1 protein-coding gene is annotated in these 17501 nt (G+C 67.5%); it reads right to left on the reverse strand.

What is annotated here, in order from left to right:
- Positions 1–20: 20 nt before the first annotated feature.
- A complete protein-coding gene (locus KHO30_RS12340) occupies positions 21–17381 on the reverse strand; it encodes a non-ribosomal peptide synthetase (protein ID WP_211701171.1) in 17361 nt (5786 codons plus the stop codon).
- Between the last annotated feature and the right edge of the window lie 120 nt (positions 17382–17501).

The raw sequence follows: 17501 nt of genomic DNA on the forward strand, positions 1-17501 counted from the left end.
TGAGCCATGGCGTTACTCGGTTACTCGAGGTCCGCCAGCAGTTGGCTTAGGGTGGCGGCGCCGCTTTGTGCCGCGTCGGCTTGCGCGTCATCGGCGTCGAGGTAGTCGGCGAGCCCGCGAATCGTCGGGTGACGGAACAGCATGGCGAGCGGCACATTGCGCGCGACCATCTGGTTGATGCGCGCGGCGACCCGCACGCCGCTGATCGAATCGCCGCCGGCTTCAAAGAAGTTGACGGTGACGCTGGCGACGGGATGGCCGAGCACGGTCTGCCAGATATCGAGGAGTGCAGCTTCACGCGGCGAGCGCGGCGTGACCACGGGCGTGTCGTCGTCCTGCCATACGGGTTCAGGCAATGCGCGGCGGTCGAGCTTGCCGCTGGGCGTGAGCGGCAGCGCATCGAGCGTGACGATGGCCGAGGGCAGCATGTGCGCCGGCAGTGAACGGGCGAGCCGGGTTCCCAGCACACGGGTGTCCGCTGTGCCGGTGATGTAGCCGATCAGGCGCTGCTGCGCGCCTTCGCCCCTGATCGCCACGGCGGCGTTCTTCACGCCGTCGCAGGCACAGAGCGCGGCTTCGATCTCGCCGGGCTCGATCCGGTAGCCACGCAGCTTGACCTGCTGGTCGAGGCGGCCAAGCGGTTCGGGGCGGCCATCGTCGCGCAGCCGGCAGAGGTCGCCGGTGCGGTAGAGGCGGGTACCGGGCGCCCCGTCGGGATCGGGCACGAAGCGCTCGGCGGTGAGAGCGGGGCGGCGCAGATAGCCGCGCGCGAGATTGCGGCCGCCGATGCACAGCTCGCCGAGTCCGCCGTCGGGCACGGCGAGGCCGTGCGAGTCGATCACGCGCAGCACGGTGTCGGGCAAGGGATCGCCGTGAGTGATGGGCTGAGCGGTGAAGACCTGGGCGCCGGCGGAATAGATGGTGGTCTCGGTCGGGCCGTACAGATTCCACAAGGCCACGCCGCGGGCGATCAGCGCGGCGGCGAGATCGGGGTGCAGCGGTTCGCCGCCGCTCAGGCCGAGCAGGGGGCGGTGCGGCACGGACAGATCGGCGCGCCAGCCGGCTTCGAGCAGCATGCGCCAGCCGCTGGGGGTAGCCTGGAAGACGGTGGCGCGGCTCGCTTCGAGGCGAGCGGCGAGCGCGATGCCGTCACGGGCGGTCTGCGAGGAGACGAGTTCGAGCGGCACGCCGCGCACGAGCGGCAGACAGAACTCGAGCAGGGAGATGTCGAACACGGGTGCCGATTCGCTGAGCCAGAGATCGTCATCGCGCAGGCCGGGCCGCAGATCGACACTGGCGAGGAGGCGGTCGAGCGCGCCGTGGGTGACGCCGACGCCTTTGGGCCTGCCGGTGGAGCCTGAGGTGTAGATGACGTAGGCGAGCTGGTCGGGGTGGAGGGCGGGTAGTGGGTGGGTGCGGTGACCGGAGTGGGAAGCGCAAGCGTGCCGCACGGCGGCGAGCTCCACGACCTGACGCCCGGCAAACAGCGCGGGGCAGTGCTGATCGGTAACCGTAGCGGCATCGGCGAGCACATGCAGCACCTGCGCATCCTCGAGCATCGCGGCGATGCGCTCGGGCGGATAGGACGGATCGACGGGCAGGTAGGCCGCGCCGGCCTGCCAGACGCCGAGCATGGCGGCGAGCAGCGCGGGGCCACGGGCGACGCAGACGGCGACGCAGGCGTCGCGCTGCACGCCGTCGCGCAGCAGCCGCTGGGCGATGGCCGAAGCCCGGTCAAGCAGTTCACGATACGTGAGGCTTTCCTGCTCACCGGTAAGGGCAACGGCATCAGGTCGCCGCGCCCCGGTCTGTGCGATACGCTGGCTCACTGGCACAAACGTATAACGCGCAAGCGGCACCGCCTCGCGCTTTGGCGAACTCACTGTCAGCGAGCGCAAGCGACGCGGTGCGGCATCCGCCTCAGCCTCGGCACACGTCGCCAACTGATCGAGCAACTCGACATACCCCAGCGACAACCGTTCGACGCCAGGCTGGTCGAGCCGCAAGCCGTCCCATTCCCATTCGAGCTTGAGCGCGGGTTGCGGCACGACCATCAGCGTCAGCGGATAGTGCGTGCGACCGATCGACTGCACGGCGCTCACGCGCAAGCCGTCGCCCGTATCGTTATCGCTGGCTATATTCAGCGCGTCGAGCGCGGCATCGAGCGGATAGTTTTCGAACACGAACAGGCTGTCGAACAGCGCATCACCGCTGCGCCCGACCCAGCGCTGCAATTGCGCGAGCGGCGTGTGTTCATGGCGGCGCATCTCGACCGACTGCGTCTGCATGCGACGCAACCAGCTGCCGACGTCCTCGGCGCCAGGCACGCTCGCCCACACCGGCAAGCTGTTGATGAACAGCCCCAGCATCTGTTCGGCGCCGTCGAGCGATTCGGGCCGCCCGGACACGGTCGTGCCGAACGCCACCTGTTCGCGATTGCCGTGTCGCGCGAGCAGCAGCGCCCACGCGCTCTGCATCAGCGTATTGAGCGTGACGCCAAAGGTGCTGGCGGCCGCGCGCAGACGCGCGTCGCGTGCCGCGCCCAGTTCGCGATCCAAACGATAGGCGCCAGGCTGAGGGACTGCGGGTCCCGCGACGGAGGTCGTCAGCGTCGCCGGGTCTTCGCAAGCCGCTGCGGCTGCGGACCACCACGCGCGGGCGTCCGGTTGTGCCGCAAGCCATTCGACGTAAGCGCGATACGGCGTAGCGCGTTGCACCGGCTCGGCGCGCGAGTTATTCAGCGACACTTCCGTTGCATCCGACGCGTCCGACTCACGATACCCCTCGCCAATTTCCGCGAGCAAACGCGCGGCGCTCCAGCCATCGATCAGCGCATGGTGAGTGGTCCAGATGAGATCGTGAGCGCCATCGGGCCGTGCGAACAGATCGACGCGCATCAGCGGCGCACGCGCCAGGTCGAAGCCGCGCGCGAGGTCGTCGTGCATCCAGGCGGCGAGTCGCGTTTCGTATGCCGCAGCGGTTTCTGCTCCCGCGCCGTGCACACCGAACGGCAACTCGACAGCTCGCTCGACGACTTGCCATGCATCGTCGTCGCGCCATTCAAAACGCGTGCGCAGAATATCGTGCCGCGCAACCGCGCGGTGCCAGACAGCCTGCAAGCGCGCAATGTCGAACGAGCCGGCCAGCGTCAGCCGTCGCTGCGTGACGTACATGCCGCCGCTTCCACCGTTGCCGTTCCTGCTATCGGGCTGGGCCAGGCTGTGGAACAGCAGACCCTGCTGCATTGCCGTGGCCGGATAGGCATCCTGAACCTGCAGCGGATCGAAGCCGAGCGCGGCAAGCGCGTGCGCATCGAGCGGTACGACCGCTGCCGTCGACGGTTCGTCGACGCCGGCCGGACCCACTTGCACGACGGCGCAGAGTGCGCGCACGGTCGGCCGGGCAAACAGCTCGCGCGAGGTGAATACAAGACCAGCACGGCGCGCCTGAGCGACGACCTGGAACGCGCTGATCGAATCGCCGCCGGCCATGAAGAAGTTGTCGTCGATACCGAGCGCCGGTTGACATAGCACTTGCCGCCAGACATCGAGCAGCGCATGTTGCAAGGGCGTTTCAGGCGCTGCACTAGCGTCCGCCGACCGGTGCTCTACCGGCTCGGGCAGCGCCGTGCGGTCGATCTTGCCGTTGCGTGTCAACGGCAGCGCGTCGAGCAGACAGATGGCTGCGGGCACCAACGCTGCCGGCAAGCGGGCGGCGAGCGCATCGCGCAATTGTTCAGCATCGAGCGTGTTGCCGACCGCGTAGCCGATCAGGCGCATCCGTTGCTGCGAATCCGCACGGCCGATCACCACGGCGTCGCGCACACCGGGCAGCGCGCGCAATTGCGCGGCCACTTCGGCGGGTTCGACGCGATAGCCGCGAATTTTCAGTTGATCGTCGACGCGGCCGAGGAATTCAAGCTGACCGTCGTCGAGCCGGCGCGCCTGATCGCCGGTGCGATAGACGCGTGCGCCGGGCACGAACGGATCGGGCACGAATCGACCGGCGGTGAGCGCCGCTTGCTGCCGATAGCCGCGCGCCAGCGCGACACCGCCCGCGTGGATTTCGCCACGAGCGCCCGGCAGGGCGGGATGACCGTCGGGGTCAAGCAGATAGACGCGCGCGTGATCGAGTGGGCGGCCAAGCGGCAACCCGTCGTCGGCGCCGCGTTCGGACGTCATGATGCCGACGGTCGACTCGGTCGGTCCATAGTGGCCAAGAATGGCGCACTCGGGTTGCAGCAGCGAGACACGCTCGAGCAGTGCACGGGAGCTGGCTTCTCCACCCAGCAGCAACGCGCGCTTCGGCAATACCGCCTGCGCATCCGCCGCATGAAGCAGGCCTTCGAGATGGCTCGGCGCGATCTTGAGCAGATCGGCCGGATGCGTGCGGCACCAGTCGGCGTACGCGTCGGCATCGAAGGCACGCCGATCGTCGATCAACTGCAGGGTCCAGCCCGACCACAGCGCCGCCATCAAGGTCGAGTGGCCGAGATCGGCGGCCGGTGTCGACAGATACGCGGCGCTGCGAATGCCATCGGGCAGACGGGCGAGTAGCGCCTCCGTGTACGCGGCAAGCGAGCGGTGTGAGACCAGCACGCCCTTCGGCGTGCCGGTCGAGCCGGACGTGTAGATCAGGTAGGCAGCGAGATCGGCAGGCAGGGCGGCCGGTGTCGGCAAGGTGGCCGATGCGGCGCCCGGCATGGATTCGCATTCGGGCGTGCATGCCACCAGCGCCACGTTGTCCGGGCGCCAGTCGGCATCTGCATCTGCGATCAGGCAATGCGCCTCGGCATCGCGGATTTGCCAACCGAGCCGTTCGCCTGGCGCGGCCGGATCGAACGGCGCATAGACGCCGCCCGCGCGCCACACGGCGAGCATTGCAACGATCAATTCCGCGCGGCGCGGCAAGACGACGGCCACGGTTGTTTCGGTACGCACACCGGCTGAGGCCAGGCGCGCGGCGAGGGCGCCGGACAGACGCCAGAGCGTCGCCCAGTCGAGCGTGCGGGTTTCATCATGCAATGCGATTGCGGTGGGTTGGCTGTGCACATGCTGGGCGATGCGCTTGAGCAGGCCGCCTTGCCATGCTGCAGATGCCGCGGTTTCTGGCGTCGACTGCGCCGACGTGATGTCTTTCGTGCTCCCGGTGATTTGCGCGTCGCTGGGCAGATGCAGTGCGCCGAGCGTGCGCGCGGCATTGGCCGTGAACATCGCGAGCGCCTGCTGCAATTGCGCGAGCAGACGCCGCACGGTCGCGCCGTCGAAGCGCTGCGATTGCGCGGCGAGCGTCAGCGTCAATTCATCGCCCGGTACCGCGATCAGGCTCAGCGGGAAATGATTGCGGCCATCGTGCGCATGACCGTCCGCACCGGTGGCGAGCCGCTCGATCGCGAGGCCATGCACGAGCGGCGTGCGCAGCGATACATCGAGCGGATAGTTCTCGAATACGAAGATGCTCTCGAACAGGGGTTCGCCCGCGGCGCCGGTGATCTCGCGCTGCAATTGCGCGAGCGGCGTCTGTGCGAGTTCCTGCAACGCGAGATTGCGCGATTGCAGTGCCGCCAGCCAGGCGTGCACGGTCATCGCCGGCGGCAATTCAACCGACAGCGGCAAGGTATTGATGAACAGGCCCACCGTGTCGCCGGCGCCCGGCCAGCCGTCGCCGCGGCCCGACACGGTGACGCCGAACGAGACCTCGCGCCGGTTCGCGTGACGCGACAGCAACCATGCCCACGCGCCCTGGATCAGTGTGTTCAACGTGACACCGGCAGCGCGGGCGAATTGTTCGGCCTGCGCCGTTAGTGCTTGCGGCAGCCGCACGGTGTGTTCGAGCGGCTGTCCGTGGTCGGCGCTGTCGGGCAGGCTAGCGTCTGCGTGTGAAGCGTGTGGAATGTGCGGAGCGTGTGATGAGGCCGCCAGCGGCAGCGGCGTGCGCGACCAGTCCGCGAGCAGCGGACGCCATTGCGCCAGCGCGTCGCCGTCGCGATTCTGCTGCTCGAGCCAGCGCACGTAGTGGCTGAATGCTGGCGCGGCGTTTGGCGTGGGTATCGAGGAGGTGCGGCTCAGTGCGGCGTCGTATGCTTGCAGCACGTCGCGCAGCACGAGCCCGATGCTCCAGCCGTCGAGTTGCGCGTGATGGAAGCGCCACACGAACCAGCGGCATTGCGTGCCGCGCTCGATCAACAGCAACTGCGCGTGCGAAGTCTGCGCAAAATCGAAACCGCGTGCCTGCACCTCGCGCCATTGCGTCGCCAGGGCGTCGCGCGCGTCGCCTTCGCTCAGATGGCGCCAGTCGAGCGAGCGCACGTCGACGGCGGCATGCTTGCGCACCAGTTGCACGGGGGCGTCGAGGCCGTCCCAACGGAAGTCGGTACGTAGCGCGGGATGCCGGTCTATCACACTTTGCCATGCAGAGACGAACGCGTCGGCTGCGAACGGCCCGTTCAGTTCGAACACGCGTTGCAAATAGTAGGGGTCGCGCGCCGAACGTTGAGCGAGCGATATCAGGCCTTGTTGCAGTGGCGTTGCGATGCACAGGTCTTGCAGCGCCGCGCGTTGAGTCTCGGTCAATTGCAGTGCGTCGCTCAATGCTGCATCGAGTGTTTCGTCAAGCGGCGGGTTCGTGGGCGTAGCGGCAGGATTCGGCGCGTTTGCGAGAGCTTGCTCGACAGGCGTGGCGACTCGCGCCAACTGCTCGATGGTCGGGTGCTGAAACACCTGCTTCGGCGTCAGCGCGAGGCCTGCGTCCAAGGCGGCGCCGACCATCCGTAGACTAACGATCGAATCGCCGCCCGCCGCGAAGAAATCCGTCGTGACACCGAGTGCGGCGGACGGCAGCAGCGCGCGCCAGATCGTCAGCAACTGCGCTTCGAGCGCGTTGCGCGGCGCGATCAGCGTGGCGGTATCGGCGGCGGGCGCGGGCAGGCTACGCCGATCGAGCTTACCGCTCGACGTGAGCGGCAACGCGTCGAGTACGACCCACGCGGACGGAATCAGCGCTGCCGGCAGACGCTCGGCCAGCGCGCTACGCCATTGCGTGTGATCGGCCACGTGACCGTCTGCACAGACTACATATGCAACGAGATGAGGCGCGTCGCCGTCGTGACGCAGGACCACGGCTGCGTCGCGCACCTCGTCCAGCGTGCGCAGCGCGGCTTCAATTTCGGCCGGCTCGATCCGGTGTCCGCGCAGCTTCAATTGCTGATCGAGGCGGCCGAGATAATCGAGACCGCCGTCGTCGCGGCGCCGGCACAGGTCGCCGCTGCGATAGAGCCGCGCGCCGGGCGCGCCGAACGGGTCGGGCACGAAGCTCGCAGCGGTCAAGGCAGCGCGGCCGAGATAACCGCGCGCGAGGTTATCTCCGCCGATGCACAACTCCCCCACCGCACCGGGCGGCGTCGGCAAGCCGTCTGGATCGAGTACGCGCAACGCGGTATCGTGCAGCGCCGCGCCCAGCGTGATGGGTGCGGCGCTTGTGACCGGCGCCATGCTCGACCAGATCGTCGTCTCGGTCGGGCCATACATATTGGAGAGCGTCATACCGCGTTCGAGCAGCGCGGCCGCCAGATCGGCCGGCAGCGCTTCGCCGCCGCATAGCGCCTGCAGTGGGCCGCGCAAGACGAGGCCGGCGCGCGCTTCACTGTCGAGTAGCATGCGCCAGCCCGCTGGCGTCGCCTGCATGACGGTGGCGCCGCTTTGCTGCATGAGCCGCAGCAGACGGGCGCCATCGAGCACCGTGTCGCGCGAGGCGAGTTCGACGCGCGCGCCGCGCGTGAGCGGCAGATGCAACTCCAGTCCGGCAATGTCGAACGATAGCGTGGTCACGCTGAGCCAGACGTCGCTGTCGTCGAAATCGAGGTGCGCGGCGACGCTCGCGAGCAGGCGGTCGAGACTCGCGTGCGTCACGCACACGCCCTTCGGTTCGCCGGTCGAGCCGGATGTGTAGATCACATAGGCGGCCTGCTGCGGTTCGACCGGCTGCGGCCAGCCCTGCGACGCTTCGTTGTGCACGTCGCTGACGCGCACCAGCGTGCGGCCGGCGAGGCAATCGGCGAGGCGGGTTGCGCTGGCGTCGTCGGTGACGACGAGATCGATGCCGGCATCGTCGAGGATGCGGCGCAGACGGTGCGGCGGATGATGCGGGTCGAGCGGCACATAGGCGGCGCCCGTTTTGGTGATGCCGTACAAACCGGCGACCAGCGCGTTCGAACGTTCGACACACAAGCCGATCCGTTGCTCCGCGCGCGCGCCGAGCGACTTGAGGCGGCGGCCGATGCGGTTCGACCAGGCATCGAGTGCGGCATAGCTCAGCGCGTCGCCTTCGCAACTGAGGGCCGGTGCCGCCGGTTTGCGCGCGGCCTGCGCGGCGAGGCGTGCGCCGATCGGCTGGAAGCGATGGCCGGCGACGCGGCGCAGCACCTCACGCGACGCCTCGGCGGCCACGTTGCCGCGCGGCATGATGTTGCCGACTGCCGGGTCGTCGGCCTCGCTCAGCGCGGCGAGCACGTCACGCCAGTCGTCGGCGAGCCGGGACAGTAGCGGCGTTGTGATCCGCGCGCCATCGGCGAGCCAGACGACGCGGCCTTGCGCGTCGTTCGAAACCAGCATGGTCAGCGGATAGTGAGTGCGTTCGGTCGATTCGACCCGGCTTACGCTCAGACTGCCGAAGCGGCCACGTAACGCGGCGTCGACCGGATAGTTTTCGAACACGAGCAGGCTGTCGAACAGCGCGTCGCCGCTTTTGCCGCTCCAGTGCTGCAGATCGGCCAGCGACGTATGCTCGGCCTGGTGGCGCTCCGCCTGCGCGGTGTGCAGCGTGGACAACCACGTCGATACGCGTTGCGCGGCCGGGACTTCGATCCATACGGGCAAGCTGTTGATGAAGAGGCCGACCATCCGGCCGGCGCCCTGCAACTGCGCGGGACGTCCCGCGACCGTACTTCCGAATGCAACGTGGCGGCGGTTGCCGCGCCGCGCGAGCACGAGTGCCCAGGCAGCCTGCACCAGCGTATTGACGGTGACGCGATGGCGCTGCGCCGCTTCGCGCACCCGCGCGACGAGTGCCTCGCCCAGTTGCTGCGTGAGCGTCAGCGACGCGCCGTGTTCGCGCGTTGCGCCGGCGGCCGGCGGCTGATGTTGCAGCAAGGTGGCCGGTTCGGGATGGCGGGCGAGTTGCGCCAGCCACCAGTCGCGTGGCGGCGTCTGGGCGGACAGCCATTCCACGTAGCGGCGGTACGGCAAGACTTCGGGCTGCGGCAACGGCTGCCCGGCGACGCGCGCGACGTAGTCGTCGGCGATTTCGCCCAGCAGTTGCGCGCTGCTCCAGCCATCGAGCAACGCGTGATGAATCGTGCGGACCAGATCGTGACAGCCGTCCGGACGCGTGAAAAGCGCAAGACGCAGGAGTGGTGCGTGGGCCGGATCGAATCCGCGTTGACGGTCGGCGTCGCACCAGACTTGCAGGTCGCGCTCATACTGTGCCGGGTCGCAGTCGGACCAGTCGTATTCGACGAACGGCAACGCGGCGCTGCGCTGCACGAGTTGCAACGGATCGGCGCCGGCGGGCACGACGAAACGCGTGCGCAGAGTATCGTGCCGCGCGAGCGCGGCGGCCCATGCCTCGCGCAGCGCGTCGCGATCGAGCGGACCTGCGAGGGTCAGCCGCAACTGATTGACGTAGAGGCCGTGGCCGTCGTCCATCAGCGCGTGGAATAACAGGCCCTTTTGCAAGGGTGTGGCCGGGTAGAGATCCTGGACGTTCGCGGCGTCGAGCCGCAGTGCGTCGAGCGCGGGCTGATCGAGTCGCGCGAGCGGGAAGTCGGCGGTATCGAGCGGGACGTCGCCCTTCATGCTGCGCGCAGCGAGCGCGGCGAGTTGCGCCTCGAAATCGGTTGCGAGCGCTTGAGCGACATCCGGCGAGATCTGCGCCGGGTCGTAGCGCAGGGTGGCTGTCAAGCGGCCATTCGACACCCACGCATTGATATCGAGCGCGTACTCGAGCGGCGTGTGGTCGGCGATCGCGGCGCCGAGCGGCTCGTCGAGCGCGAACGAGAGCAGGCCCGCGAGTGCGCCGGTTTGCGGCAGGCTCTGATCGAAGCGGCCGAGATAGTTGAAGCTGATCTGCGGCCTCGCGAGCGCTTCGGCGAAACGTTCGCGCATGTGGTGCCAGTTTACGCCGCGTGACGGAATGGCGCGCAAGGTGCGGGTCGCCGCGACGAGCGGGTCGCTTCGCAGATCGAACCATGCCGGATAGCGCGTGGTGAACCAGCCGACCGTGCGGCTCGTGTCGTGCGCGGCGCTACGGCTTTCATGCGTGCTTGTCTGCACGTCCTGCGGATCGCTGCTGTGAAATTCGCGGCCATGGCCTTCTAGCGACAGCAAGGCGCCGTCTGCGCCGCTCCATTGACCGAGCGATGCGCTCAGCGCGGCGAGCAGCAGTGTTTCGGTTGTGGTGCGTGCGGCGAAGGGCGCGTCGCGCAGCAGCGTAGAGGTGAGCTCCGCGGACAACTGCAGTGTGTGCGTTGCGCTATCGCGAACCCGGCGCTGCTCATCCGGCTGCTCATCCTCCTGCTTTGCCTGCCAGGCTGGCGAACCACTGACAAGCGCTGCTTTCTTGTCATCCGGCAGTGCGGTTCCACGCAAGCACGGCGCTGCCAGCATGCGTTGCCATGATGCGTATTCCGCGTCGAGCGCCGCCGCTTCGGGCGCGCTCTGCTGCAACGCGACCCATGCGCTCCAGGGCAAGCCGCCCGACAACGTGACCGGCTGCTGCTGGGCAAGCTGTTCGTAGGCCAACTGGAACGATTCGAGCAGCACGCGCCACGATATGCCATCGACAGCCAGATGATGGATCGTCAGCAACAGACGGCCTTCGCCGCGCAGTCTGACGTACGCCGCTTTGATCAGGCGTCCGGCTTCGATATCGAGGCTTTGCTGCAACGGCGTGCCGATCGCGAGCAGACGCTCGGGCCATTGCGGGGACTCGGTGCCTCCGTCGACATCGATCACGTCGAGCAACGCGGCGGCGTCCGGCACCGAAGCGGATGCTTGCACCTGTTGCTGCCAGCCGTGAGCGTCACGGAAGAATTTGAGGCGCAGCGCATCGTGCGCGACGACGACCGCGTGCAGCGCCTGGGCGATTAAGCTTGCATCGAGTTCGCCTTGCACGCGCAATGCGACCGTCTGATTCCAGTGCGACTCTCCGTGCGGAAAGCGCTCGAAGAACCATGCCTGAATCGGCGTGAGCGGCAGCGGTACGTGCCGCTCGGCCGGCAGTGCGAGCGCGCTCGCGCTGCCCGATTCGGCGCCTGGTGGCAACTGGGCGAGTCGCGCGATGACCGGCTGGGCGTAGAACTGCTTCAGGTTGAAATGCAGGCCGCGCTGCGCGGCCCGCGCAACCACCTGCAGGCTCAGGATCGAGTCGCCGCCGATGGCGAAGAAATTGTCGTCGATACCGATGGCATCCGTGCCCAACACGGCGCGCCAGATCGCCAGCAATTCGGCTTCCTGCTGGTTGCGTGGCGCACGAGCGGCAAGCTCGCCTTCACCATGCCCGCTGGACTCCCTCGGGTCGGGCAAGGCGCTCCGGTCGACCTTGCCGTTCAGCATCAGCGGCAGCGTCGCGAGTTGCATCAACACGGCCGGCACCATGTGGGCCGGCAGGCGTGCTTCGAGCGTATCGCGCAGCGCGCCCAAATCGAGGGAGGCGGCGCCGGCCACATAGCCGATCAAACGCAGATGGCCATCCTTGCTGCGCGCTTCGACGGCGGCATCGCGCACGCCTTCGCATTGCCGCAGCATGGCTTCAATCTCGCCGGGCTCGATGCGAAAACCACGTAGCTTGATCTGCCGGTCGATCCGGCCAAGGAAATCGAAGCCGCCGTCGGCGCGGCGGCGGCACAGGTCGCCACTGCGGTAGCAGCGTGAACCGGGCACGCCGTGCGGGTCCGGCACGAAGCGCTCGGCCGTCAGGGCGGCCTGACCGATGTAGCCGCGCGCGAGCGTGGTGCCGCCGATGCACAGTTCGCCCACGGCACCGACCGGCACGGCATTGCCATCGGCGTCGACCACCTGCGCGCTGCGCGACGGGAATGGCACGCCGATCTGCACGATGGGTTGTTCGGCGTCGGCCGGGCCGGTACGGCGGTAGAGGCAGGCGACCGTCGTTTCGGTCGGGCCGTACAGATTGTCGACGTGAATCCCGCGTAGCGGGCCGGCGTTCCAACGCGCCAGCGCGTCACCCGGCAGCGCCTCGCCGCCGACGGTGATCTGCCGCAATGCACTCAGGCTCTCGCGAGCGGGCGGCGTTTGCAGCCACTGCTGCCAATAGGCGGTCGGCATGCGCGCGAAGGTGACGCGCGAATCGATCAGGCACTGGCTCAAGGTGGCAAGGTCCCACGCCTGCGGACCGCGCATGACGACGCGGCCCCCCCGCATCAGTGCGGGCAGCATCTCATGCAAGGCGACGTCGAAGTTGATCGTGGACGATTGCAGTTGGCAATCGTGTTCGGTAATGGCGTAGGTGGCGATAAAGTCGGCGAGATGCCGCGCCAGGGCGCCATGGCTGATGGCGACGCCTTTCGGCATGCCGGTCGAACCGGAGGTGTAGATGACGTAGGCAAGCTGTTCCGGATGCGAGGTCGCGAAACGACGTACTGGCTGAGACAGATCGGGATTCGGTGCCGCAGCGATGTCGAGTGTCGCGCAGGCGCTGAAGACGTCGGCGAGTCCGCCAAGACAGGCGCTGTCGCCGACGACCATGCGTACCCGTGCATCGTCGAGCATGTGGCGAAGGCGTTCGGCCGGATAGACCGGATCGAGCGGCACGAACGGCGCGCCGGCCTTCCAGATGCCGAGCAGGGCGGCGATCAGGGCGGGCGAGCGTTCGACGCACAGGCCCACGCACGCGTCGGCGCCGATGCCGGCTTCCAGCAGGCGCTGCGCGAGTTGGTCCGACCAGCGGTCGAGCGCGCCGTAGCTCAGTTGCTGCGCGTCGCATTCGAGCGCGATCCGTTGCGGATGAGTGTCGGCCGCGTGGGCGAACTGGACGGTGACCGGCAGCGGCACGGCTTCGGCCGTTTCAGCCGTTCCGGCGGCCAGCGTATGCTGCGAATCGGCATGCGTGGCGGCCGGCTGGTGCAAGACGAAATCGCGTACGTCGAGGCTCGCGCCTTCGACCGCCTGCGCGACGATGGCGAGATACGCATCGGCCAGTTGCTCGACGGTTTCGCCATCGAACAGATCGACCGGATAGTCGAATGCGATCTGCACGCCGTTATCGTCGCGCGCGAGATTCAGCGCGAGATCGAACGGGGTCGCCTCGGCGCCGTGCTCGAAGCGCTGCAATTGCAGCGTCGTCGAATGCAGGGCGTCGCGCCAGTCGACCTGGTCGAAGTTGAACACGGTCTGGAACAGCGGCGTTTGCCCCCGTTCGCGATGCGGTTGCAAAGCTGCGACCACGCGATGGAACGGCACGTCCTGATTCGCTTGCGCGTCGAGCAGGGCGTTGCGCGTACGGCGCAACAGAGCGTCGAACGACAGTGCGCCCGCGAGCGCAACGCGCACCACGATCGTATTGACGAAGTAGCCGATCGTGCGTTCGGTGGCGGCGTCGCGTCGGCTATTCAGCGGCACGCCGATGCGGATATCGGTCTGCCCGCCGTAGCGATAGAGCAGCGCGGCGAAGGCGGCCATCAGCGTCATCGGCAGCGTGACGCCGTGGTTGCGTGCAAGGCGGCCGGCGCGCGCGATGCATTCGGCCGGCAGGCGCCGCGTGACGCGAGCACCGGCCGACGCGCGTGTCGCGTCGCGACGGGCACCCGACAGAATGATTTCCGCGCGTGTGTCGCCGAGTTGCGCGCGCCAATAGGCGAGTTGTTCGTCACTGCGCGTGGCGCTCAGGACACGGCGTGCGTGCTCGATGCTGGCGAAATACGTGGAAGTCTGGGCGCCGGGGGACGCCTCGCGTCCTTCGTAGCACTGAAACAGCGACTCGACGACCAGCTTGAACGACCACGCGTCGGCGACGATGTGATGCATTGTCAGTTGCAGCACGTGCTCGTCCGGGCCCACACGCACGAGCGTGGCGCGCAGCAACGCGTCCTCGCGAAGATCGAAGGGCGCGTGCGCAACCGCGATCAGATGATCCTGGAGATGCGCCTCGCGGCTCGCGGCATCGAACGACGTGACGTCGGCGACGTGCCAGTCGAAGCGCGGCGCGGCGCTGCAAACCTGATGCGGCACGCCGTCGTGTTCGTCGAAGCGCACCCGCAGCGCGTCGTGACTCGCGCAGACTTGCGCGAGGGCGTCGTGCAGTCGCGCTGCGTCGAGTGCGCCGCGCGCACGCAACGCACCGGACACGTGATACGCGGTGCTCGCCGGATCGAGCTTCCACTCGAAGTAGAGACCTTCCTGGGCCGGCGACAGTGGGAACGTCGCGCCGGTCGCGACGATGCCGGCATGCGTGCCGGTGGCGTCGGTCTGCACAAGCGTTGCGGCCGAGGCGCTCGCGTTTTGCTGTGCCAGCCAACTGGCTTGCAGCGCAACTGTACGTGCCTCGAAAACGAGTCGCACGGGGGGTACCACGCCGAATGTCTCGCCGATCCGCGCGGTCAGTCGTGCGGCTTTCAGCGAGTCGCCGCCGAGATCGAAGAAGTCGTCGTCGATGCCGACCCGTGCGTGCCCGAAGACGGCCTCCCATACCCCGGCCAGACTGTGCTCCAGCGCTGACGCCGGTGCGCGATAGGGCGCGCGTGCCAGCGTGGCGCCCACGTCCTCGGCACGCCGATAGACGGCAACCGTGGGCAGCGTGCGTTCGCGCCAGCCGGCGGCGCAGGCGCTGCGGCGCAGTTTGCCACTCGAGGTGCGCGGCAGCTTGCCGGGCGCAAGCAACAGAATCACGCTAGCCGGTTCGCCGTGGGTTTCGGCAATCGCCCGATTGATCTGTGCAAAGAGTTCGGTGGGATCGGCCTTCGCGACGGCATGTGAAACTTCGGCGGCGATGCCGATGCCTTCAGTGCCATTCTCTGTTGCCGCGAACGCGATGATCCGGCCTTTGCGAACGCGTTCGACCCGCTTCGCGAGCATCGCCTCGACATCCTGCGGATAAGTGTTCTGTCCACGGACGATGATCAGATCCTTGACGCGGCCGGTGACGAACAATTCGCCGTTCAGCACGCAACCGAGATCGCCGGTACGCAGCCAGTGCTCAGCCGGCGCGTCGCCTGTCACGAACGTTTCAGCGCTCGCTTCCGGATTTTGCCAATAGCCGGTTGCGACGCTCGGCCCGCTGACCCAGATTTCGCCGATCTGACCATCATCGAGCACTGCATGCGATCCGGACTCGACGACGCGCACGCTATGTGCTTGAGGAACCCGCCCGCAACTCACTAGCACGACGCCTTCGCCCGTCGTGTTGAGCGCACCCTCGCTGAGCGCTTGCGGCGCGACGTGGCGCACGGTCATCCCCTTGCCGGGCTCGGCACCGCTCACGAGCAGGGTGGCTTCGGCGAGACCGTAGCAGGGGAAGAGCGCGTTGGCGTCGAAACCTTGTGCGGCGAAATGGCCGGCGAACTGGCTGAGCGTCTCCGCCCGAATCGGCTCTGCCCCGCAGAAGGCGACGCGCCAACTGTCGAGTGCGATCCCTTCGAGTTGTGCGGCGCGTACGCGATCGGCGCACAACTGGAACGCAAAATTCGGCCCGCCGCTGACCGTGCCGCGATACGCGGCAATCGCCTTCAACCAGCGGATCGGTGCTTCGAGAAAATGCTGCGGCGTCATCAGGACGAGCGGAAAGCCACCGAACAGCGGCGCGATGAGGCCGCCGATCAGACCCATGTCATGAAACAGCGGCAGCCAGCTGACCATCGTATCGGCGGGTGTGAAGGCCATTGCGGCGCTGATCGCGCGTTCGTTCGCGACGAGGTTCGCGTGGCTGACCATGACGCCTTTCGCGGTGCTGGTCGAACCCGAGGTGTATTGCAGAAAGGCGATCGTCGTACCGTCGATGTCAATGGGTGCGTTCGACGTTGCGGCGTTGCTGCGCATCGGGTCGTCAACCGGCAGCGTGAGTGGTGTGACGGCTTCGCTGCCAGGCTGCGCGTACTCGTCGGCGAGCGCGTGAACGGCGCCCGCGTGCGCCAGATCGGTGAGCAGCAGACGTGGCTGGGCGTCGTCGAGAATCGCCAGCAGCCGTTCGAATTGCTGCGCCTGGGTGGGCTCGGGCGGATACACCGGTACGGCCGCAATGCCGGCATGCAGACAGGCGAGAAACGCGACCGGGTAGTCGAGTCCCGACGGCAGCAGCAACATGGCCCGGTCGCCTGGCGCGGCGTGGCTACGCAATGTGGCGGCGAGTTCACGGGCGCGGGTGTCGAGTTCGCGATAGGTCAGCGTGCGCTCGTCGCGTTCGCCGTCGGCGAGAAAGCGGATGGCGATCTGCTCAGGTTGCCGTTCGAGGTGCCCGGCGAGCGCGTCGAGCAAGGTCGCTGGCGGCTTCGCTACCGCCGAATGTGCGCTCGTTAAGGTCGATGCGGGCGGCGCCGCCTGCGTCCCGCCGTGCTGGTTCGATTCGATCGCGGCTTGCATCAAGCCAGGATTGCGCCGCAGGAACGGGCACGCGCCGAAGTTCGGTGTTTCGTCGTCGGGCAGAAAATATTGCTTCCACTCGCGATTGTCCGTGTCGCCGAAATAGCCGAGATCGGCGTGCGGTGGCACTTCGTCCCAGATGTTCAGGCGGCGGCGCACTTCGGAGCGCGCCTGTGTGCTGATTGCCCGGTTCGTGACCTTATCGACGAACACGGCGCGCGGCTGGAACAGCAGCACCATGCCGGGCCCGAGGTTGCGGCTGTGACGCGCGCCGAACGACGGGCACGCGCACACGACAAAAGTCTCCAGACCGGCGAAGGAAAACTCCCAATCCGGATGCGACGGGTCGAGTTGCTGCCCCACCTTGGGATCGGGGTCGCGGTCGTGGAGATATTGCAGCGTGTGCCAGAACGCGTCGTGATAGGCCTCGTGCGAAAGCGGCTGTGCGTCGGGCTCGAAAAAGATTGCGATGTTGTTCTTTTCGTACTGCGGCAGCGTGGCGAGTTCGGCAAAGGCCGCCATGGTGTCCGGCAGTGACGAGATGTCCTTGCCGTCGACCCACGAGTAGAACATTTCGCCGCGTTTTTCCGCCTGGGTGCCGAAGAAACATGGATAACCCGGGTCCATCACGTCGGCGCGCAGGCGCTCGTACGATGCAGGCAACCAGCCGGGTAACGCACGATCGAACGTGCTTGCGCCCACTCGGCGCCCCAGGATGATGCGGGAGCGCCAGTCGGATACGTCAATCGTGTCGCTTTCGAGATTCGGGCGAACAGGGTCCTTTTCAGGCTGCATCAGGTGCTCCAGATGTGCGTGTGCTAACGCCGGCTTGCGATGTGCGAGCCGGACGGCTTGATCCGGGGGGACAGGCGGCTCTGTGATCGAGCCTTGAGTGAACGGCGTGGGCGGGATTCA

Origin of the sequence: Paraburkholderia aspalathi, from assembly GCF_905220735.1 — a bacterium.
Lineage (GTDB): Bacteria > Pseudomonadota > Gammaproteobacteria > Burkholderiales > Burkholderiaceae > Paraburkholderia > Paraburkholderia aspalathi.

Coding starts and splice junctions, on each gene's coding strand:
- KHO30_RS12340 (WP_211701171.1), bottom strand. CDS start 17,381: ATGCAGCCTGAAAAGGACCCTGTTCGCCCGAATCTCGAAAGCGACACG.